The following is a 21,021-nucleotide window of genomic DNA, read 5'->3' as shown; positions in this document are numbered from 1 at the left end:
TGCCCACTTGATCGGGAGGACGACTCCCTGCAAATCATCTCAATGGTGGAACAGGAGTCCAGCTCCGAAATCGCGCGCGGTTCGAGCCCAGCATCGCGGGGGCCAGCCGGTGCCTATATCGAAGGTGAGCTCGGCGCGCTATATCTGCTTGCGCTGCTGACGGGCAATCGGGCACCGGGCTTGCCTGACGCCCGGGTCGTCAGCATTCGGTTCCAGGGCACGGAGCAGGGATTCAAGCTCGATGACCTGATAGTTTCGGGCGTGGGATCGGCGGGCGACTTCATCCTCGAAATCCAGTCGAAGCGGGATATTACCTTCTCGCCTGGCGATAGCGTCTATCAGGACGTCGCGTCGCAAATTGCGCTGAGCACGGTGGGTTCTGTCCCGGAGGACCGGCATCTTCTCGGCATCGCGACCCAACGGACCAGCCGCAAGATTTCGGGCGCCTATCAGGATGTGCTCAAATGGGCGCGAACTGCGGATAGCGCAACAGCGTTCTTCAACCGCATCGACGCCAAGGGCGTCGCGAGCAAGGACATGCGCGACTTCGTCGCGACGACGCGAAAGCATTTGATCGCCGGCGGTATCGCTGACAATGACCAGGCGATCTGGTTGCTTTTGCGGCGAATGCTCATCCTCGAGTTCGATTTCGAAGCGATGGCGCCGATTGCCCGGGCCCATGGTCTGGCGCTCGCGCGGGTGGCGCTGGCAGACGAGGATGTCGCCCGTGCCGAGGCGCTATGGAGCCGGCTGACCGACCTGTCGATCAAGACCGGAACCACTGGCGGTAAAATTGATCGAGATAGCCTCAGGGCCGATCTCGCCGAGGCAGGGTTCCGGCTTGCCGGCGACCGCGATTATGGGCTGGCACGCGCCAAGCTAGCCGAACTCGCGCGGAATACGCTTTCCCATATCGGGACGAGCGTGGCGGGTGTGACCTTGCCACGATTGGAAGCTGTCGCTGCGGTGGATGACGCGTCCGAAGCGCATCGGTTCATCGAAATCCGTGGCGATTCCGGTGTCGGTAAGTCCTGGGTGCTTCGGCACGTCGCCGAGCGCGTGGCGCGCCAAGCGCCGATCATCGTGCTTGACTGCGACTCGACGCCGGCAGGCGGCTGGCTACCGTTCTCTAACGCGCTCGGTATTCCGGGTTCGGCGGGCGAATTCCTGACCGATCTGGCCGCTAGCGGCGCCGCGATGCTGTTCGTCGACGGCATTGATATGTTCGACGATCGAGGCCGCCAACGCACCATCATCGAGCTCATGCGCGCGGCGAGCACGATTCCGGGTTTTACAGTAATCGCTACCACGCGCACTGCCGGCCATGTCGATATCGAACCTTGGCTCGACGAAGAGATCGTTGCCGCCCTGGGCGGCGTGCAGCCGGTACCCGTCGGCCCCTTGTCGGACGATGAAGTCGCGATTCTAGTTAATCAGGCGCCGGATCTTCGGCTGTTGCTTGCCCCCCAACATCCCGCCGCCGGTCTTGCTCGTAATCTCTATCGGCTATCCCGGTTGCTGAAGGTGCCGAGCGCGACCGAGGTTCGGACCGAAGCAGCAATGGCCGACTCGTGGTGGAAGAGAGCGGACGGCGCGTCGGCTGCGGAGGTGCGCGCCGCGCAGCGGCTGCTGGCAGCGCTCGCGGCGAGTGCCATAAAGGGAGAAGACGGGGTCGAGCTGACCGAGGATTCTTCTGCTCGGACGCATCTGCTTGAGGCACTGACGCTCAAGGAAGTGCGCCGCGACCGGCTAAACTTCTATCACGACGTGCTGCGCGACTGGGCGATCGGGAACTACATCGCAGAGAATCCGAGCCGTCTGGCCGCACTCGATCTGACTGTGCCGGTATCGCCGCGTGTGGCGCGCGGTATCGAGTTCGCCGCACGTCTCGCGCTCGAGACGGGGGCAGATTGCAGCGCCTGGACCGATCTGATCGCTCATCTGTCTCCGCGAGGGGCGCACGGATCATGGCGGCGCCAAGCCATCCTCGCCTTGCCGCGGTCGGAGGCCGGCTTCGAATTGCTCGAAAAGTGCAGCGCTGGTCTATTGGCAGACGACGCAGCTCGCCTTATCGAATTGTGCACGGCGATCGCGGCGGCCGAGACCGTGGCGACGGCAGACTTGATGACGATGCCGGACGGCTCCAAGGTCAATCTGCCGCGCTCGTATCGTACAAATAATACCGGGTCGGCAGTTCTGGTCCTGCGCTGGGTGGTGGCGCATGCTGCTGAGATTCCAATGTCGGCGATCGGCGCGGTGGTCGAGCTGGTCCAAATACAGGTCTATTTCCTCAAGCACCTTCGACCGTTCGCCGAGCAGACGGCCATCATGCTGTTTGGCTGGCTGCGTCAGCTTGATGTTCGCGACGCCGAGGTGACGATCCCCGGAGAGCGAAGCCTCGGCCGGGCGGCGAGCGACGCGTCGCGTAGCACGATAGAGCAGTTGCGCCTGATTGCGGTCTTGCTTGGCGAATTCGCGCCCGATCAACTGAAGACTTATTTAAGGGAGCTCGGCGCCGAGGGGGACAGCTACAAGGTCAAGGCGATCCGGCCGTTTTCCAAGGTGATCGCGCCGGTTGCGCCGGCCGAGCTTACGGACCTCATACTGTCGAGCCTCATTGACAAGCGGGAGCGGCGCGGCCGCCATGACCGCTCGATGGAGCGAGCCTTCACCTTCGCCGACAGCGACTATCTGCCGGCCTCGCCGGCGCAGCCGCCATTCCTCGATCTGTTGGAGTCCGGCGCTGCTGAAGGGTTGAGGCTGATTCGGACGCTGGTTGCGGAAGCGATAGCGTTCAACACCGACGGGTTTGCCCCGGAAGACGACGGCTACACCGTCGATCTCGGCCATGGCCCGCGCTTCTTTCCCTGGACTTCGAGCTACTTGTGGTCTCGCGACCAGAGCCACGAATATTCCGCGGCCTCCGGACTGAAGGCCCTCGAGGCGTGGAGCCAGCAGCGCCTCGACGACGGTGTACCCGTCGATGAAGTGCTCACCGACATCCTTGGACCCGAAGGCAGCTGTGCGGCCTATCTGCTGGTCGCAATCGACGTACTGCTGTCGCATTTCAGTGTCGGTCGTGACGTTCTCGCGCCGTTTATCGCAGCCCCTGTGCTGCTGTCTGCCGACCGCGCGCGGCAGACCCATGATCAAATCGGGTCGGGAATTGATTTCCCTATTGGGAAAGAGCCGGATGGAAAGGTCAAACTCGCCGACTTGAAAGCCCGCCCGTCACGGGGTGCGTCCTTGCTTGACATCGTCCCCAATTATATGGGCGACGACACCATTGCGAACCGTCTGCGTGAGCAACTGGGCGCCGCGATCGAGAACTTGGAGCCCTATGAGCCTTATTCGAACTGGGGCGATACGCGGTTCATCGCCCGCTGTGCCAACAACATGCTTCAACGGTCGAACTGGACAGACATCGGGGAGGGGAAGCTGGCCTATCAGCCGCCGGCGGATGAGGCCGCCCATCTTGCGGCGATGGAGAAAACGCGGGGCGAGTTCCTTCGATCTAGCGAAATCGAGGCGCGCGTCAGTCTGGCTATGGGCGGAGAAGGCGAACACGCCAACGCCTCAACGGCACGCGATGCGGTCGAGTATGCGGAGGGCGATCTTCCCGACGACAGTGATACCGATGCTCTCAAATCGCGCTCGACGAGGCTGGTCACGACTGCCCTGCTGGTAGCACGCGATGGGGATGACGATCTGCTCGTGACGCACGAGAAATGGGTTCGTCAGGTCATCTCGATCGCGTTGGAAGAGCAGTCCGATCGCGGGGGTGGTTCGCAGCTTGCGCTGCGCTTCAACCGCCCGGCGATCGCGACGCTTGCGCTGATCCATCTCTGGGGGCGCAAGGGGAGCAAAGCGGACCGAGATGCGCTGATCCGGCTCGCGACCCGCAAGGACCGCAGCGCCGCGCCGGCATTTTCCGCCGGCCTTGCGCGGATCCTCGAGATCGAGCCCAGGCTCTTCAAAGCGGCGATGCGCGTAGCCTTCGCAAGCACGATCTGGCGCTGGAAGAGCTATCAGGAGGAGGACGACGCCGAGCATGCGCGTTTCGAAGCAGAGCGGGCCGCGGCAATCGATGCAGCGGTCGCAGCCGAGGTCGCCTGGCTGGATGGCGGCGCCGAATCTGCGTGGCCGACATGGCCCAAGGAGCGTCCACATCTGCGTCGCGGCTCGCGTATTCGCGTTCCTAGACCAGTCCCACCGGCACAGTTCGACGAAGACGAGGCGATTGAGATCGTCCACGTCGACAGCGCGGCTGCGGCGCAGTGGCTGGCGATGATGCAGGCCGCGCCTAAGGGATCGATCGGCTGGCGGCAGGAGGTGGTCGCGGCCTATGCTGACTGGACCGCGCGGATGAACGGGTTGGGGCTGTCGGTTGATACCGAGATCGACCGCGATCCCCACGACTGGAACCTGCACTATTATGCGCTGTTCGCCGAGCGGCTACTCGACGGAACGCCTATGTCGTTCGATTCCGATCTGAAGCTCGTGACCGATTTGCCAGACGAGCCCTTCTGCGAGGTCGCGCAGACGGTCATGCATGCGGCCGACGCGCTCTATTTCAATGATCTCCAACGTACCGCTTCTCGGCCTGCCGATCTGCGCGCCAAGCTGGTGGAGCGGGTGATCGCGCTCAGGCGGTGGGAATATGCCGGCGATCCGGCCAGCTCGCGGATCGACATAGAAAGTGGCGGCATCATCGCGAAGATGCTCCTCAATACCCACGATCCATTTAACGGGACGCATAGCTATCTCCCGCCATTTCTCTTCGACCGCATCGACCCGCTGCTAGCCACAATGCGCCCCCTGCTGAGGGGCGGGCCGACGGTGTTCGTGGCGCTTTGCACTATGAAGCTGCTCCTCGTTGCGCCCCGGGCGCGACACCTCGACTTTGTCCTCGATGCAGTGGAGGCCTGGTTCGATCGCACCCGCGCGGCGGGCCTGTGGATCACCGCTGGCATCGGTGGTCGCGTCGTGCGCTGGTTCGATGCCGTGTTCGTCGAACAACCGAGCCTGCTGATCCAGGCGCATCCCGCGCGGGGCCGGATCGACCGCGCGCTGGGCAATCTGATCGGGGTTGGCGTCGCCGAGGCGCATGAGCTCGAGTTGCGGGTGGAAGCGGCTGCGGGCGACCCACAGGCATCGGTCGCGCGTCTGGATGGGAGAAGCTGAGTAGGTCCTCCTACGCGATCGGCGCGCAAGGCGAAATCGCGGGACATCAAGCATCGGCTCAAACAGCTCGGCCAGCGGAGGGTGAGTCGGATTGCAGATTAGCGTTCGCGCCGGCCAATGTGAAAATGGAAGCGAAATATCTTGCGCTGGGGTAGATATTGCTCCGCCCGCATAATTGCTGGCTATCTTTCGCTGTGCCAAGGCTGAGCTCGTGGATATTCTCGACTCACAGATCAATGCGCCGAGCAAGTGGCAAACCTTCGAGGACCTGTCTTGCGCCTTGTTCGCGGAAGTATGGAGGGATCCAACCGCGCAGAAGAACGGCCGGATCGGCCAACCGCAGCACGGCGTCGACGTATACGGCTCGCCCGAATGGAAGCCGGGTACATACTTCGGTGTTCAGTGCAAAGGCAAGGACCAAGGCTTTGGCGGAAAGCCAACTAAGGCCGAGTTCGATATCGAGCTCGGCAAAGCAGAGGCGTTCGCACCACCACTCGGGAAATGGTATTTTGCGACGACTGCCGAGGTCGATGCGGATCTCCAGGAGCACGCCCGCACTGTCTCCGCGGATCGGGTTGCCGTCGGCAAGTTCGAGGTAGATATTCTTGGCTGGGGCGCTCTCAAAGCCTTGCTGGCAAAGCATCCATCGGTCATCCGCCAATTTTACCCTGAGCTTGCGGCAGGCGCGGCTGATCTCGAGCGTGTGGCTGAGGCCGCCGAGGCCGCCTTGGGGTCAATCGAGGACCGCTTGCGCCGCGGCAGTGAAAGTCTCCAACTGCCCCGGTCGCATCTCGTTGCGCGCGCGTCGGTCTATCTTGCTGAGCATAATATCGTCCGCGTCACAGGTGAGGGCGGAGGTGGCAAATCGGCTATCCTGAAGCGCCTGGCACTTGAGCATTTGGGTCCGCTTTTTGTTCTGAAAGACAATAGGGTTCGGGCAGGCTCGCTCGCCGAATACCTGGTGCAACTCGGGATCGGCGAGACACCTACAAAGCTGTTCGAGCGCCTCGGACGCGGTGGCAATTTGCTGGTCCTGATCGACGGGGCCGACCGACTCCTGCTCTCGGAGCGGCGCGGGGTCGTGACCGACCTGCTGGCGCTCGCGGCACGTTATCTGGATGCCGGCAATTGGCGGATGATTACTTCCGCTCGCGCATATCAAGACCGGGACTTGGTGCTCGCCGCTCTCGATGACGCGGGGATCAGCAAGTCGGCGAGCCTTCCGGTCGATGCGATAGAAGAGGAGGATTGTGAAGCAGTTGCGGAAGCGTTCCCGGCCTTTGCATCTTTACTCAGACGGAATGATCTTGCCCAGCAGAACCGGCGGCTCTTTCTTCTTCGCGAGCTTTTAAAACTCGACGTACCGCCCGAGGGGCGCATTACCGAAATGGATTTAGCAGGAAAATGGGCTAATGCAGATCAGAATGATGCCCGCTTAACCGTTTGCCGGACCAAGGCTCTGTCGCAGATGGGGCGGTGGCTTGTCGAAAATCCGACGCGCGCGCCTGGGAGCTCCGTTTTCGATCCGGAAGGAGCGCTCTGCCTCATAAGCGAAGGCACGCTGCTTTCAGACCCTCGTGCCGACGCAATCACGCTTGCTTTTGACGTACACGAGGATTGGCTCATCGCCCGTGGTCTGCTGCCCGACTGCGACCGGCTTGGCGAACGTTTGCGCGACAGCGGTGAGCCGTTGTGGTGGCTTCGAGCGGTTAGGCTCCTCGGACAATTGTGTCTCGAGCAAGGCCACTATGTCCGTTGGCGCGAAGTGTATGCGGCGCTCGAAGCCGACACCTCAATAGATCCTGCCTGGGCTCGGGCCTGGCTCGTCGCGCCGCTCTATACCGAAGCCTCTAGCGCAATCCTTGACGATCTCGGTTCCGCCCTCGAAGCCGATGACTTCCGGCTGATCCGCCGTCTTCTTGACTCGCTCCTCGTATCCGAGACAAGGCTAGACGAAACGCTCCTACACTCTCCTCACCTTGCCCATTTTAGCGAAAGCCAACGCTACGCGATCGCAACCTATGGCAAGCAGCCGGTGTGGCGAAGCTGGGTTCCATTTCTACGTTGGTCGCTGCCGAAATGGTCCAATTGGCCGAAGAGTCTTGTTCCTCAGCTTGCCGAACCTGCGCGCGTTTTCTGCCGAGCAACGCTCAACTTCCCGAACGCCCATAGCCAGGCCATAGGACAGATCGTACGCCCTTGGCTGGATGAGATCGAGGAATGCCGTCACCTGCTCGGTTGGAGCGATAGACGCGAGCCTTTCGGGATCGATTTGCCGGACCGCGACGCTTGGAAGCTAATCGAAGAGAAACTTCGGCAGGCTCTGATATTCTGCGCTGAGTCGGACGCGCGCGGTGTCGAAGCCTATCTCGCGCGTCTGGCTAATGATCGGCGCCTCGGCAGCCCGCGACGCAAGTTGCTGAAATCCCCTGGTTTCCTGGCAGGTAAGTTTCCAGCCACGTGGGCCAAGCTTTGCGCCTGCCATTATCTGCCGCCGCGACGCCGCTCGCGTAACGATCAGTCGATCCTCGGGCGTGAGCTATTTAGTTTTTCCGACGCTCATAGCTCGGGGCTCCCTGACGGTCAGAGTTGCTACCCGCCTGGCCCATCACGCGCGGGTTTCCTTGAGTTGTTCGAGGCCGACGAAGTGTTGGCGCTGGATCTTTTCCATCGAATCGAACGGCGAGCCTCGGTCTTCTGGCGCTGGTACGCCCGCTGCCGCGACGGGGAACAACCGCTTGCGCTGACGCTCAAAATCGATGGGCATACCATCGCTCTCTGGGGTGACGAGACCGTTTACCGCTGGTCCCGAGCCGTACTCGGATCAAATATCCTGGGTTCGATGCATCTCGCGCTCGATGAATGGATGCATCGGCAAGCATCCAACGGACGGGATGTCGGCGACCTTATTAGGCTCGCTCTACAGCCCAACGGTCTGGTGGCGACGGCGGGTCTGTGTATTTCTCTCCTCAAGGCGCATGTAAACACGCCGGGTGCGGTTGATCACGCTGCGCCATTTCTCGGGACGCCGCGGTTCTGGAAATACGACATTCGCAAGCATATCGACGACCAACAACCGGCGCATCGCATAAGCTACAGTTTCTCAGAGCGTGATCACCACTTCGATCAGGTCGAGGCGATCTTCGAGCGACATAAGGCGCAGTCGCCGATGTCGCACACGTTGATGCTTCCATTCCGCCTGAAGGCGGGCGAGACAGTCCAAGCCGAGTTCGACGCCTTGCGTGGCACGTGGAGTTTGGAGGATCTCGCCGAAGATAAGCGACAGCCGGCCGATTCATCATGGGTCGCGGCGAACGGGGAGCGGTTCGCACGCATCCTCTCCGACAGCGACCAGAATCAGGTCGAGATCAGCTACAATGAGGCCAAGCAGCGTATCGAAGCCCATATCAATCCTCCGGCCGAGCAGCTCAAGGTCATCGAGGCTGCAGAAGAAAACCGCCGCAGAATGGGACAGGTAAATCGGTTGGCGATGTGGGCAGTCCACTCGCGCGAGAAAGGTGGTATCGAGGAAGGCTTGACCCTCGAAGAGGCTATCGAACTAGCTGATCAAGTGATGGCCGAACCGCCCGAGGATGCCGATGATGGCGGATTCGGACTGGCCCGAAAGATGACCTCCTTCGCCATTGTTGGAGCAGCAGCAATTGTCGTCGCAAGGGCCGACATGGCGTTTCTCGATGCAAGGCTCGAATGGGCTCGCGAACGGCTTGAGGCGGGTTGTCAGAATCGGCGCTCGCCAGCGGAAGAACACTTTACTGTTGATGAGGCGCTACTCAGCTTCGACCCTCAGGATATAGGAGCATGGGGGCTCGCCGCGTATGCCTGCCGCCAGCGCAACGACGCCATCGAGCGGCGTGTCCTCGAACTTGCCGTCGATCGGCTGCATGGCCTTCAAAAGGCAGTGCTCGATGGACTTCTCTGGGACGCAAACCCGGACTTTGCTCGCCGGGTGACCTTTGCCACGCTGGATGTATGCGTGATCGACATCGGCCATTTCTGGTTTCAGGGCAGCGAAGAAAGGGCTGCGAGACGCATGGCGAGGAGGCGATTGAAGATTATCAAACGCGCTGCAACGCCATGTCCGGCAAACCGAGTTCCAGACCTTCCGCCGGCACCCTATCGGTCTCAGTGGGTACGCGGTCGCAAATGGTATCATCCGCCGCGCCGCGTTCGGCTGATCTCGCCTGTCGTGCTCGACTGGGGACGCGTGGCGGAAATTCTAGCCCGCCTCGACTGGCGTCGCCTTACGAGCGAGGCAACGGGGCGCGACGCTTTCGCGACCTATTTGAAGGGCCTCGTCGAATGGACACGGGACTATTCGGAAGACGAGGAGCCGCGGCAGCACGACCGCCGCTATCCCTTCGAATGGGCCCACAAGATGGCGAGCGAGGTCGGGCGCTTTGCGGCCTTCCACGGCGATGGGGCGATCTGGAAAAGTCTGACCCGGTTTGAAGAACGAGATCACGGCCGGGAACTCGTCGGCAACTATATGGAGGCGATCGCCCACGAACTAATGGTCAGCGAGCGGAGGCCCGACGCACGCTTCTGGTTCGCGTGGAAGCCCGCGGCGGAATGGGTCATGGCGACGGCCGTCCCATCTCGGCAAACCAATTATGATTCACTCGACAATTGCGTGGAGGCTGCAGGGTTCGTGGGCCCTTGGTCGACTCCAATTCCGCCCGGTTGGCTACATCTCGCAGATCTTCTGGAATGGATCGACACCTGGCAGCAATCGACACTTCATCTCCGCCGAGCGGCGTGGTTATCATTGCGTGTGGTCGAACGCATGTCGTTGGACGAGCGAGCTTCCATCTATACGCGATGGCTCGCCCGCCTTGTCGAGGCGCATGGCCGCGATCCGAAATTCTGGCAATATGATGATCTTGGCGACCGCGCCGCCGCGCTCGCGAAGCCGTTGGCCGATCACGCGGGCTGCGACAGGCCCGAGATCCGGCGCATATTGGCCATTATGGCCGACGCTGGTTCGAACGCTGCGCTTGCGATTGTCCCATTGTTTGCGCAGCGGAAGGGCCGTTAGCCAGGTCGCTCGACATCTCCGCGCTTCCCTAGCCCGGTAGATGTCGCCTGCTAACCTATCCGAAACCGAGCCATGCTAAACTTAGGCCTGACAAGGATGCTCTAACGGGTATAGTTCAGTCCGGACTGACCGTCGTTCGGCATCGGCCTGAGCAAGGTTGGACGCGGGGCTTTCGAGCAAGCGGAACAGCAGCTAATCGCGCAAAGCGCGCGGCTCTCGATTCCTGAAATCGATGCTCTCGCCGACGGGTTTGCACATGGCACCATCCAGCTGAACGACCTCCTGCATGGGCTGCTGAAATAATGGGACAGGCCAAACAAAAGAAGAGCCGCTACCAGCAACTGCTGGAGGACAACCCGCTGTGCTGCCTTTGTGGAGGCGTGACCAAGTCGTCCACGGTCGACCACATCCCGCCTCAGGCGTGCTTCCCGCGTGGGTTCTTCCCGGAGGGTTTTGAGTTCCCCGCGTGTGAGGCCTGCAACGGCTCGACCAAGAGGGAGGACCAGATATTCGGCTACTACATGCAGATGGGAAACCCCGACCTGTTCACCAACGACTTGTGGTCGATGTGGCGGCTGCAGGATGGCATCAAGAACAACTATCCGGCCGCGCTCCTGAACACCAAGCTCAGCAATCAGGCCAAGGCGGCGGCACTGGCTGAAATGGGGATTCATGTGCCAGCGGACGCCGATTTGTCGAACATGCCGTTGGCTGGTGTGCCTGCAGAGTTTCCTGCGGCGGCCACGAGGATCGGGCGGAAGATGGCGTGTGCGATCTACTACAAGGAAACGGGCGGCAAGTTCCTTACGAAGAAGCACTACATCTGGACCGCAACGGTTCACAGCAGCCATCCGCGCGCGTCGCAGCTAACCGACTACGTGAATAGGATGTTGCCTGAAAAAGAGGTTGGTGGCCGGGGCAACATCAAGGATTACGGCAGGCGGTTCGGTTACCGTTACGGGTACAAGGAGAAGGGGGACTTCATGATCTCCACCTCGCAGTTTGGAGTCGGGTTCATCACGATCTGTACCAGTGGCATCCTTGATAAGGGCAAAGAGCGGATACCACCCGAGGAGCTTCAGACCATTTTCCCGACGCCCAAAGAGCGGGCAGCTGTCGCTGATGCAAAGGAAGCGGAGAAGCCCGCAGCTGCCCCAAAGGCTTGATTGAGCCTAGTCCTCTACGCTGACGCTCACTTTGCCCGGTCCGTCATCGATATGTCGGCGTATGACCTGCCCGATGTCCGACCTGCCCTGCATCTCAAATGACAACGCGAGCTGTAGCAACTGGTAAGCGTTGCCGTTATCTTTCATGAACTGCACGAAAGCCTCGACCACAATTTGGTCGAACGAGCTGCCAGACGGGGCGTGCGCAATCACTCTTCTGGTGAAGTCTTCGATTTGGACCTGTGGAACGGCAGCAGTTAGCCGCCGCACCGTCTCCGGGCCGGTAAGCAACTGTTGCCGCGCCTTCTCCCGCCTCTTCGCTTCCAGCGCCTCCGCGGGCGTCACCCTGAAGGCAATTTTCTGGGTGCCCGTCTTGGCATCCGCCTCATAGCTGAAATCGAACTCGATACCGTTCTTGATAGCCGTGTCGGCGAGACGGAGGCCTGCCTTCGCAACCTTCGACATATGCGGCAGCTCAATCAGCGGACTTTGAGGCACCGCATGCGTGCCTTTGAAGAATCCCTTCAGTCCTGATGGCGATCCGGAGGTCCGGAGATGGCGCAGTGCCCGTTCCGGCGGCCAGCTCAAACGGCAAGATCTGACCCTAAGCGGCCTCTTGCTCTTCGATAGGTGAGTGGCAGCTTTGCGCCTGATCGCAGCCGTTCACGTTGGTTCGCCCAAAGCCAGAAAGCGGACATTCTCGCGATCCACCTTGGGCACGATTGCACTAAGTCACGGCCACATCGCATCTGAATGCCAAACGGGCGGCGCCAGGATGCTCGTACTGGAGAAGGCTACGCAGCTTGTCGATCGTGACCGGCAGATCACGCACGGACTTGCCGGTCACGTGGTGGATGGCGTTGGCTACGGCGGCGGCAGTACCGACTATGCCAAGTTCGCCGGCCCCCTCACGCCAAGCGGATTTTATATCGAAATCCTACTCCTCGAAGAAAAATGACCTCTGCGTCATGGATATCGGCGTTCACCGGCACGCGGTACTCGGTACGGTCATGGCTCATTGGCCGGCCCAACAGGTGGTCCACAAAGGTCTCCTCATGGAGGGCATGGAGATAGACATCACGACGAAGCCGAGGATCTGGCTGCAGGCAGTCCTCAGATTGATGATGCGTCCGGCTTCGCATACGATGACGATGCGGGGAGGACTTGCGGTTCTCTGGCGATGTAATACCATTCTCTTGAATGTGCATCACTGACTTGCGCTGAAATTCTCTTTAGAGACATACGATGACGCTTTTCACACGATATCTATTTCAGCGCATTCCGCTTTTTGTCATATCTGTATTTTATGTTCTTTTCAATTTTCTAGCGCCACCGCAGGTTTTACATATCTTCAGCATATACCTGCGCGACGAGCGCTATGCCTCGATATTCTTCTTTGCTTTGCCAGTATATGTAACCGTGGCCTTCGCCATCTCATTCGTCGACGATCTCGGTCGAAGCTCACGATTCGCCGATCTGCTCGTCGGGAGTGTATCCTTTTACGCAATTGCCCGCTTAATCGAAAAGACTGACGCCGCCTCGCCGTGGCTGTTTTGGGTGATTGTCGTTCCCGGCATCTTTGTATGTATTGGAGCCATGATGCTCTTAGGCCGGCTAAGATTGGCGGGGTATGGCGCAAAGCGCGTTGCAGAACTGAGCCGGAGATGGTCGCTTGTAACCGTTCTGGTCATGTGGGCGCTTTTGTGCCTCGTAGTGAGGCTCGACCCGATCTCGACACCTCAGGCTCTAGGTATTGCAGTCGTGACTATTGGACTTGGACTGCTTGGCGCCACACTAACGATCCTATGGTCATGGCCTTTGGCCACAGCGGCATACCTCGGAGCTTGCCTTTTAGCGTCGATTGTGTTCGGGAGCAGCAACGATATTCCGCTCACGCCTGGCAAAGAGCCCCGGGGCTGACGCCAGCTCCGACTGGTTTGCGGCCACTGCTGTCGTGCCGTGGTTGGCAATGCGCGGCGATCTGGACGCCTACAAAGAGGCAAAGCGACCTTATCCGGTCATTATCAGCTCCGCCGAGGGTGGCGGCATCTATGCCGCAGCTCATTCCTATCTCGCGCTCAGCAAGCTGCAGACCGTTTGTCCAAGCTTCCAGCAGCACCTGTTCGCGTCGGTTGGCATATCGGGCGGGGGCATCGGCAACCTGTTGTTCGCATCAGCGGAGGCGCCTAATTCTGAGCTGCGTAAATGCGGCTCTTCCAACACGGCTGTGAATACCGATGTGCTGTCTTATGATTTCCTGTCCCCCGTTTTGGCCAACCTCCTCATTGTGCAGGTGGCTGACTTCTTCGTGCCGTTCATCGATATTTCGCCGGACGGGGGCGATGTCCTGGCAAACACCATTGCTGCAAGTCTCCCGGACAATCCGCGTATCTCCGAACCGTTAGCAGCGTCATGGCGGCCAGATCAGGCTCGTCCCGCCCAGGTGTTCGTTGCAACGGACGCCAATTCGGGATTTCGCTTTGTGATTGGATCCGTGCCTGACCTGGGTGGCCAAACAGCTGCTTTCTTCCCCATGACGGGCGGCGAGGACATCCAAGGGAACCGGGCAGCCGTAACCAGCGCTCGCTTCCCGTGGCTCACGTCGACGGCGCGGCTGCGAGTCGACAAAGACGATTATCGAATTCTCGGAGACGGCGGCTACTTCGAGAACGCAGGGGCCGATACGGCGATGGAAGTGGTCGAGCAGATAAAGGCGCTTTCCCTCGACTCCGAGCACTGCGCCAAGAGCGAAGACGCCACCTACGAGGTGAGTGGAACAAACCTCTGCAAATGTCCTTTACACGTCATCCCGACATTCACCCAAACAGTTGAGTGGAAGGGCTGCGAGTTCAATGTTTTTCTCGTTTACATGCCGATCAAGAGTTTGAACTCCAAAGTGCCTCTGAACGACCTTGAGTCCCTAAAGGACGCAGATCCACGGCAGTCCTATCTTCTGGACCCGCTGTTAACGATGATCAGCACTCGGACCACCAGAGGCGAATTGGCCGTGAGTCGGGCCAGGCGGTTGCTCGGCGGACTGGCTGACCCGGACAACGTTCAAGGAATACACGTCGATGGCGGGTATTTTCCCCACGAGCTGCCCATCGGCGACTTGGGCTTGCCGCTGGGCTGGCGGCTGTCCGACGCCAAAGTCGCCGAGATGGCGGGACTCACGGCATCAACAGACTCGTGTCCATTTCTCTACGGAAAGCCGAGATACTGGCGCACCCTTGAAGAAGAAGCAAAAGCTGTCATGGAGCAATTTCGCCTCACCGGCAAATGGCCGGAGGGAAAGGTGAGTGTAGCCGCCGACGAAACGCCAGCCGCGGAGCCCGATTTGCTAAGTAACGTCAAGACCATGAACGGCTGCAACATGTCAATGCTGGCATGGCTGTTCAATCCGACGTTGGATCCGACCGCCTACGGCATCCCAGGATTCGAAGGGCTCTGACGCTATTCGCCCACCGGTGGCCGCTCTGATCAAAACAATCAACTCGCTCGAACCGTGACGGGCAGGTTAGCGCCGCATGCCGGACATTCCGAATCGACGTTCGATTTCCTAAAAAGCGGACGTTGCCATGAAATCTCTGGCCTCGATCACCGAATGTCCCCTTGCGACGAGAGCCTGGAATTCGTCCCACATACGGATATGATGGCCTGGGTCCCTGCGAAGTGCTTTCGGTACCTCATTCCCATGACGGAATGCTGTCCGGGTGGCGCCGCCATCTGCATTGCGCCACTCAAGATGAGGGTCAGGAATGAACTCAAACCTGTTCGGCGCAGGCACTAACTGCGGCGTCAGACAGATCCATTCATTTTCAATAATGGCGACCGAGTGGAGGATCAGGTCTTCACCATGGGGCAACCATCCAGTGACCTGTCTGCTTTTGCCATCCGGGTCATTGGCAGCTTGCTCACCGCAATTTCGGTGACAGTCATAACGCACGAAGCCAGTCGCCAAAAGCTCTTCCACGGGCGGCCGAGAAACAACTACGCGCGGCAGCGCGCTCACCTCCTCATAGGTGGCCGCCTCTATTTCCGATGGCGGGAAGGCCATAGACTCCACGTTTCGTCGGATCAGATCCGCAAGTTCGATGCTCGCGGCAGTTCCCGCTGCCACAGTAGTTGCCTCCTGTTTCATAATGGGGACCCAATTCGGTTTCGGGCGACAGACTTGATCGTTCGACGCCCTACTTGCTGCTACTTCAAGAATGGTACCAGATGTTGATGACCGGAGTTCAAAGCAATCGTCACACAGTCGCAAAAAGGCACCTCAGGTTGCTGTCAGTCCGCTCTTGAGCGCAGAACTCAGGATGCGGACTTAGGAATCGATCTTGAAGCCTCTCCAATCCGGCTAACCATCATGAAAGAAAGCCATAACTGCCGAGCAGAAGCCGAATGTATTCGGGGGTTATTTGATAAACCTGCCTTGAAACGAGCGCGCCGTCAGGATGCGCTTGGATGTGCTCACCGCTTTCGACGTCGTAATAGTTGAGAGCGATTTCTGCGGGCCATGGGAATTCTGGCTCAAACGGTACCTCTGCAAACGGATTGAAATAGACCTGAAACCCATCGAGATGGGTTTCACGATGAAACGATGAGTGCTGAATAAGCACATCTGCACCGCCGATCTGATGCTCGCTTCCTCGTCGTTGCGTGAGGAGGTAGTTCAGCGCGGCGAGCTGAAACCGGTGCGTCCCGACTTGCCAGAGCTCCGAACCGGGCGCAATCCTGTCCTTGTCGATCACCCTGTAACGGGTCGACCGGACGAGCCTATCAATCTTACCTTCAACGACCGCTTTTCCAAAGGTCCCGACCGTAGAAAAGAAAACGGCGCTGATCTCTTTGAACGAATCGTTCGTGAAAATTCCCATCTCAACTCGCGCACCCGAAGGCTTCAGGAGAGAGGTTATCTTGTCTTGCTTTCCTAGGTCTGGCCCTTCGAGCAAAGGCGGCGCCAAGCCAAAAAGGACCATGTTGATGAGTTCGTTGTTTTGGGTGAGTGAGAGGTCGCTATCGAAGGGGGCGATTGCAATGACAAATGGCCGGCTGCACACGTGGCTCATCGAGGAATACGGGTGCTTCTTTCCATTGCTTCCGCGGTAAAGATCCAGCTTGTCCCTGATCTTCCCAGCAAGCTTCAGTGCACCACGGGTTTTGAAATCTTGCTCGTTGAAGGTCTTCTTCTGCTTCGCGGTCGGAGGCTGGTCAGAGACGACAGCCTCTATGTTGAACTCGTAGTTTCCGGGTCCTCGGACGAAGAAATCCGGCGCTGACTTTGAAAAGTCGACACTGCACCCCAAATCGGTCAGCGCTCTGTTCAAATAGAGTTCCCACATCGAGGAATTGAATGTCGTTTGAAATTCGTTGATGAATTTCTGGCTCTCTCCCCTTCGATCCAGCAGGCCTGTCGCCCAGTTTTGAATGATAGGCTGGACCTTCGCGTAGTGAGGGTCGGCCGAGATGCGACGAAAGTAATTGTGGAGCTTTTCTTCCCGGAATCGCGGAGTAAACAAGTCCAACATTCTGTCCCGTTCGTGTGTTTCAGTCGCGCATCGCGCTGGTCATGCGGCACTATGGGAGCCGTGCTTTGACGATGCTAGTTCTGCAGCTGGAAAGGCAAAAATCCCCCTCTTGGAATCGCTTAGAGCCTATAGAAGGAAAGGTACACCAAACTGCAATGGTAGCCCGAAGGACTGCCATTGGATTGGCATGGGGGAGGGCAGCTTACATCTTTGTTCGAAGTAGCTCCCCATGTCCGCTAAGGGGTCGGCTGCAGAACGGCAGCTTCTCGCAACTACCGAAACCGGACGGTCTGGAAACGGCCCCCTTCCGGTCATTCACAAGCCGGCGATAGCCGAAGTGAGTCAGTGCTGTTGACGTCGAGAACACATAGGCCGGCCACTACATGTTCGCCTTTTGTGCTTCAAAAGTCGCATAATTGGCAGTGTGGAACTCAACGGCGGCTCATTGGTTTTGCGGGTTCAGCTCGTGGAAAAGGTCCGTCGGCCTTTCGTGAATGCGGGTTTCCGCATCGCCTACCTCGATTTGGTCGATGACCGCCGGACAGGCGAGGCGGAGCCGTATCTCGCCCGAGAGCACATTCGCGCGCATGATTTCGACGAACGCGCCTATCTTTTCATCCGCAGTGAGAAACCTGCGTTTGACGGATGCAGTGGTGCTACGCTTGTGGAGCCCCGGGGCGTCTCTATGCGGCAATCCTTCATCGTGAGCCGATGCTATTGTGCAAGTTTCGCAGCACTGCGGGTGGCGATATCGGCCAAGACAGCATGAAGAAGCGTTCCAACTTCCTGTTCGGCGACCCCGGGTGCAATTCCTGATTCGGACAGTTGAACGAGAATTTCCTTGGCGGTGTTGCGCCAGAAGGCGTTCGCGTCCTTCCCGTTCTTGGATTCCAGGACCCGGGCGATCCCTTCGACCAACTTCCGCCGCCGATGCAGCGGAAACGCGCTTATGTTTGAATCACACATCGATCACCTCACCCCTTCAGTCGCGCGAATAAGCATTGGCGGGTGAGAAAATTTGGTTAACAGCGCTTTTGGACAATGGTCAGCGATGGAATAAAGCGTCTACCCAACAAGCCAAGAGGTGTGCCACGTGTTGATGATCGGCGCGTGCTGAACGGCATCTTCTGGGTGCTGCGCTCCGGTGCTCCATGGCCGACCTGCCTCAGCGCTATGGCCCGCGCACCACCTGTTGCAACCGCTTCGTCCGATGGCGAAAAGCAGGTGTGTGGCTGCGCAGTAACGAGTCTACGGCCTAAGGTTTGCGGAGCCTCACGCCGGCGCGGCTGCCGTTCTCCGGGATGAACTCGACGCCGGCGGCCTAGAGGGCGATGCGCAAGGCAGCAACGGTTCGCTCTTGTGTGGAGCCCTGTCGGGCCGCGACATCTACTTAATGTCTATTTTAGACAGTCGCCGCGACCATAACTTTTGATAACAGGTCAGGGTCGCGGGATGCCGAGCCGCTTGAAATACCGGGTTACGTCCGGATGCTCGCGATCGTCCCGCCTCAACCGCGCAAGCGCGTCATCATCGCCGGCGAGCGCCATAGCCAAACCAACGGGAGCGCTTATTCTCCACGGAGCACCGGGCATTGTCTGGTTGTGAAGACGGTGCTTGATCACCAGCCGCCTGAGTGTGTCTTCGCTTACGTTGTAGTCGTACCTGAACAGATCAATGGCCCTCTGGACCGTGATCGCCTCTGCCCGTGGGATCTAGAGCGGCCGAAGCCGTTCGCCTGTTGCCGGCGCTGTTTTGACACGGCGCGCATTGGTCATTCGGCCCGTCGCGCTTTTCTGCGGCCCGCCGTTTCGCCCGACATCAGGGAACGATATCGCCCCCCATGTATTAGAAACCCATGGACACTATGGAACCCCACGGCCACGGGATGGCGGCCGATCTTTTGACATCGGAAGTTGCCAATGCCAGGCAGCGCATCCACCGGATCGAGCTCGCGCTTCAACGCACTGAAGAAATGCTGGCGGAAAATCTCGCGCTGTGCAGCAGGATACGAACTGCGGTCGAGGCCGCAGACCGCTTGGTGAAGATGGATCCTCCCAGCTTTGAACGACGTCGCGCGGGTTGAACTGGGCCGGCGTTCATTCGTCGCGGCCTTGCGGCACGCTGCCGCGAGAGCCTGCCCTGTTGGCATCACAGCGTGAGCAAACATTGGACAGAAGCATTCCAACATTCACGATATGCAACACCGACGCTAGATCGACACGATCTTCTGTTCAAACAGCGGGGATTAATGCTCGGCGGATCGAAGGGGGCACGGGGGTCTTCGCGCGAGCTAGTTAGCCGATCTCCCGCTCAGAAATTTCTACCAAATATTCCGACCTCCTGATGGAACCCTTTCGTTGCGGGCGAGTTGCGGCTCATTGGGACGGACTTCCCGAACATGACAACGAGCAACAAAGCAGACCATCAGTCTGTCTCCGAAGCGTTTCGGAAACTGATCCGTTCCGAAGGCTATCGTCATCACGTACAAACGTTCTTAAATCTGGAGGTCGAACCAGAACTGCCGCCAACCCTACAGTCATTACTTGCGGCTATTGATCGGGCCAAACAGGGCCCGACGGAAGAAGGTCCCTAGCCGGCTGGCTGAGCGTCAGGTCAAAGAGTATAGAGGCTCGCTTCGTGGCTTGTCCCCCTGATTCCCACTCAGAAGTTATCAAACATTCTTCTTGATTTTTCTCGACAGAGGATCATGAATGTTCTCTTGGGTTCTCGCTGAGGTGGGAGGCCTTGTATGAACGTTTGGACGAACTGCCGACCCGACAAAGTGACTGCCAAACACCTTGTTCACGAGCTGATCCTACAAGCCCGTCGCGGCCAAATCATCTCCGTCAAAGAGACTATTGCAGCGGTGCGCCGAGACCGGCCACATCTGGCGGAAACTGACTGCGAGCTGGTGGAGCTTATTGTCAATGTTGCCCCAGCCTTTGGCCTGTTCGTCGGGTTCGATCTTCGCGAATAACCGCCTCCTCAACAGGGCGGACCGTCGCGACACGGTCTCGATCAAAGCGGCATTACGCGAAGCTCGGGAGACTGCGCCTTATTTGGTGGCCTCCGACGAAGAACTAACCGAGGCAATCGTCGAGGCAGCAACTGCCATGGGCCTCTGCGTGGCTTTCGACGCCCGGGAGTAGCTGTCGGCCGACTTCGGTGACCTCGCAATGGGCGCGCGCCCATATGCTGTCATTCATTCTCAATATTCCGGCCTTGGCGTGACAGTCCTCACATTAACGCTCTCGCCGAGGACAAATAACCATCGGATGCCGCAGATTTCCGACTGGTCCTTTTACGCGATCGTCGCAACGAGTAGACCGACAACAAGCGAAATGACCAGGGCGACACCCACCGGAAGATGATGCATACCGGCTTCGTACCGACCGCTTAGATAACCGTCGATGAACCTTTGGAAACATCCCGTCACGGACTCAGACATGCCTAACAAACGGTAATCGTCCTCATCGCTGAGCCGGTTAGTAGAGACGAAACCCGCTAGCCGCCTGGGGTCCATTCATGGCTCTCCACTGGTTCAACCCTCCGATCCCCGTCAAGACCGAGCGTCCCGGGATCATCCGCAACGTCAACAACGCCGAGGCAGCCGGCGAGGAGTTGATGAAGTGGACCAAGCGTGGCCCTTGGTGGGACCTCGCGGTGCGCGTTTGCATGGCCGTGATTTTCGACGAGATGGAAGCTGAGGAGGCCCGCAAGGCATTCCTGGCTGCTGCAAAAGAGGAGGGGACATTACTCCCCCCAATGACAACCAGCTAAATTGGATTGCGGTATAAGGTTCTAGGTGTCTCAGACCAACACCGCCTTCGCGAAAGGAGCCCGCCGCCAAGCATGGAGATGAGAGGCGACGGACCCCCCCACAGCGGCTGCACATCCACGAAGTAATCCCGCTGCCGCCTCTAAACCCGCGAGGGCCTACATCGTTCCCTTAGCTGCAGCTAAAGCGGGGTTGGTCGGCGGGCTCTTTGAACCGCGCCGGGTTGATCGGAGGCTCCAACTCCTGAGAAGGTGGAGCCATGACAAGCAAGACGACCAACAAGTTCTCTCCCGAGGTCCGAACCCGCGCGGT

At 59.2% G+C, this 21,021-nt stretch carries 14 protein-coding genes and 1 pseudogene; 11 read left to right on the top strand and 4 right to left on the bottom strand.

The window, feature by feature from the left end:
* Positions 1-42: 42 nt before the first annotated feature.
* From NKH28_RS27220 to NKH28_RS27210, 3 genes are all read left to right on the top strand, one after another.
* Positions 43-5,184: an NACHT domain-containing protein gene (locus NKH28_RS27220; protein ID WP_352980857.1), complete on the top strand. Its 5,142-nt coding sequence runs from the start codon at positions 43-45 to the stop codon at positions 5,182-5,184.
* Between the two features lie 211 nt (positions 5,185-5,395).
* Positions 5,396-10,240: an NACHT domain-containing protein gene (locus NKH28_RS27215; RefSeq protein WP_352980856.1), complete on the top strand. Its 4,845-nt coding sequence runs from the start codon at positions 5,396-5,398 to the stop codon at positions 10,238-10,240.
* Between the two features lie 302 nt (positions 10,241-10,542).
* Positions 10,543-11,406, top strand: a complete 864-nt coding sequence (locus tag NKH28_RS27210; protein ID WP_352682131.1) for a hypothetical protein — start codon at positions 10,543-10,545, stop codon at positions 11,404-11,406.
* A 6-nt stretch (positions 11,407-11,412) separates the two neighbouring features.
* Here the strand turns inward: NKH28_RS27210 and NKH28_RS27205 are convergent, their stop codons facing one another.
* Positions 11,413-11,994 carry a hypothetical protein gene (locus tag NKH28_RS27205; protein WP_352682133.1) on the bottom strand — a complete coding sequence of 194 codons (582 nt, stop codon included), beginning with the start codon at positions 11,992-11,994 and terminating at the stop codon, positions 11,413-11,415.
* A gap of 124 nt (positions 11,995-12,118) precedes the next feature.
* On the opposite strand from NKH28_RS27205, the gene NKH28_RS27200 reads away from it, so the two are divergent.
* From NKH28_RS27200 to NKH28_RS27190, 3 genes are all read left to right on the top strand, one after another.
* Positions 12,119-12,364 carry a hypothetical protein gene (locus tag NKH28_RS27200; protein WP_352980855.1) on the top strand — a complete coding sequence of 82 codons (246 nt, stop codon included), beginning with the start codon at positions 12,119-12,121 and terminating at the stop codon, positions 12,362-12,364.
* A gap of 287 nt (positions 12,365-12,651) precedes the next feature.
* Complete coding sequence (locus NKH28_RS27195; protein ID WP_352980854.1) at positions 12,652-13,326, top strand: hypothetical protein; 675 nt, start codon at positions 12,652-12,654, stop codon at positions 13,324-13,326.
* Positions 13,327-13,375: 49 nt separating this feature from the next.
* Positions 13,376-14,857, top strand: coding sequence for a hypothetical protein (locus NKH28_RS27190; RefSeq protein ID WP_352980853.1), 1,482 nt, complete (start codon positions 13,376-13,378; stop codon positions 14,855-14,857).
* Between the two features lie 108 nt (positions 14,858-14,965).
* Here the strand turns inward: NKH28_RS27190 and NKH28_RS27185 are convergent, their stop codons facing one another.
* Positions 14,966-15,547 (bottom strand): hypothetical protein, encoded by a 582-nt coding sequence (locus tag NKH28_RS27185; RefSeq protein ID WP_352682139.1) that lies wholly within the window; start codon positions 15,545-15,547, stop codon positions 14,966-14,968.
* Between the two features lie 220 nt (positions 15,548-15,767).
* The gene (locus NKH28_RS27180; RefSeq protein WP_352700228.1) at positions 15,768-16,931 is read right to left on the bottom strand and encodes a hypothetical protein; all 1,164 of its coding nucleotides are present in this window, start codon (positions 16,929-16,931) and stop codon (positions 15,768-15,770) included.
* 424 nt (positions 16,932-17,355) lie between these two features.
* Here NKH28_RS27180 and NKH28_RS27175 point away from each other — a divergent pair, with 424 nt between their 5' ends.
* Positions 17,356-17,700: a hypothetical protein gene (locus NKH28_RS27175; RefSeq protein ID WP_352473732.1), complete on the top strand. Its 345-nt coding sequence runs from the start codon at positions 17,356-17,358 to the stop codon at positions 17,698-17,700.
* Here NKH28_RS27175 and NKH28_RS27170 read toward each other — a convergent pair.
* Complete coding sequence (locus NKH28_RS27170) at positions 17,646-17,897, bottom strand: DUF6074 family protein (RefSeq protein ID WP_352473724.1); 252 nt, start codon at positions 17,895-17,897, stop codon at positions 17,646-17,648. The two genes, NKH28_RS27175 and NKH28_RS27170, sit on opposite strands and share 55 nt — an antisense overlap.
* A gap of 75 nt (positions 17,898-17,972) precedes the next feature.
* Between NKH28_RS27170 and NKH28_RS27165 the strand changes: the two are divergent.
* From NKH28_RS27165 to NKH28_RS27150, 4 genes and pseudogenes are all read left to right on the top strand, one after another.
* Positions 17,973-18,169 (top strand): annotated as a pseudogene (locus NKH28_RS27165) (transposase); the annotation flags it as partial.
* Positions 18,170-18,786: 617 nt separating this feature from the next.
* Entirely contained in the window at positions 18,787-19,014 is a 228-nt protein-coding gene (locus tag NKH28_RS27160; RefSeq protein WP_352980852.1) for a hypothetical protein, read from the top strand.
* 666 nt (positions 19,015-19,680) lie between these two features.
* The gene (locus NKH28_RS27155) at positions 19,681-19,908 is read left to right on the top strand and encodes a hypothetical protein (protein WP_352467869.1); all 228 of its coding nucleotides are present in this window, start codon (positions 19,681-19,683) and stop codon (positions 19,906-19,908) included.
* A gap of 548 nt (positions 19,909-20,456) precedes the next feature.
* A complete protein-coding gene (locus NKH28_RS27150) occupies positions 20,457-20,711 on the top strand; it encodes a DUF982 domain-containing protein (protein WP_352467868.1) in 255 nt (84 codons plus the stop codon).
* Positions 20,712-21,021 lie beyond the last annotated feature (310 nt).

Origin of the sequence: Mesorhizobium sp. M1227 (assembly GCF_040318315.1) — a bacterium.
Classification (GTDB): domain Bacteria; phylum Pseudomonadota; class Alphaproteobacteria; order Rhizobiales; family Rhizobiaceae; genus Mesorhizobium.
This window is presented reverse-complemented; position numbering and strand designations above follow the sequence as displayed.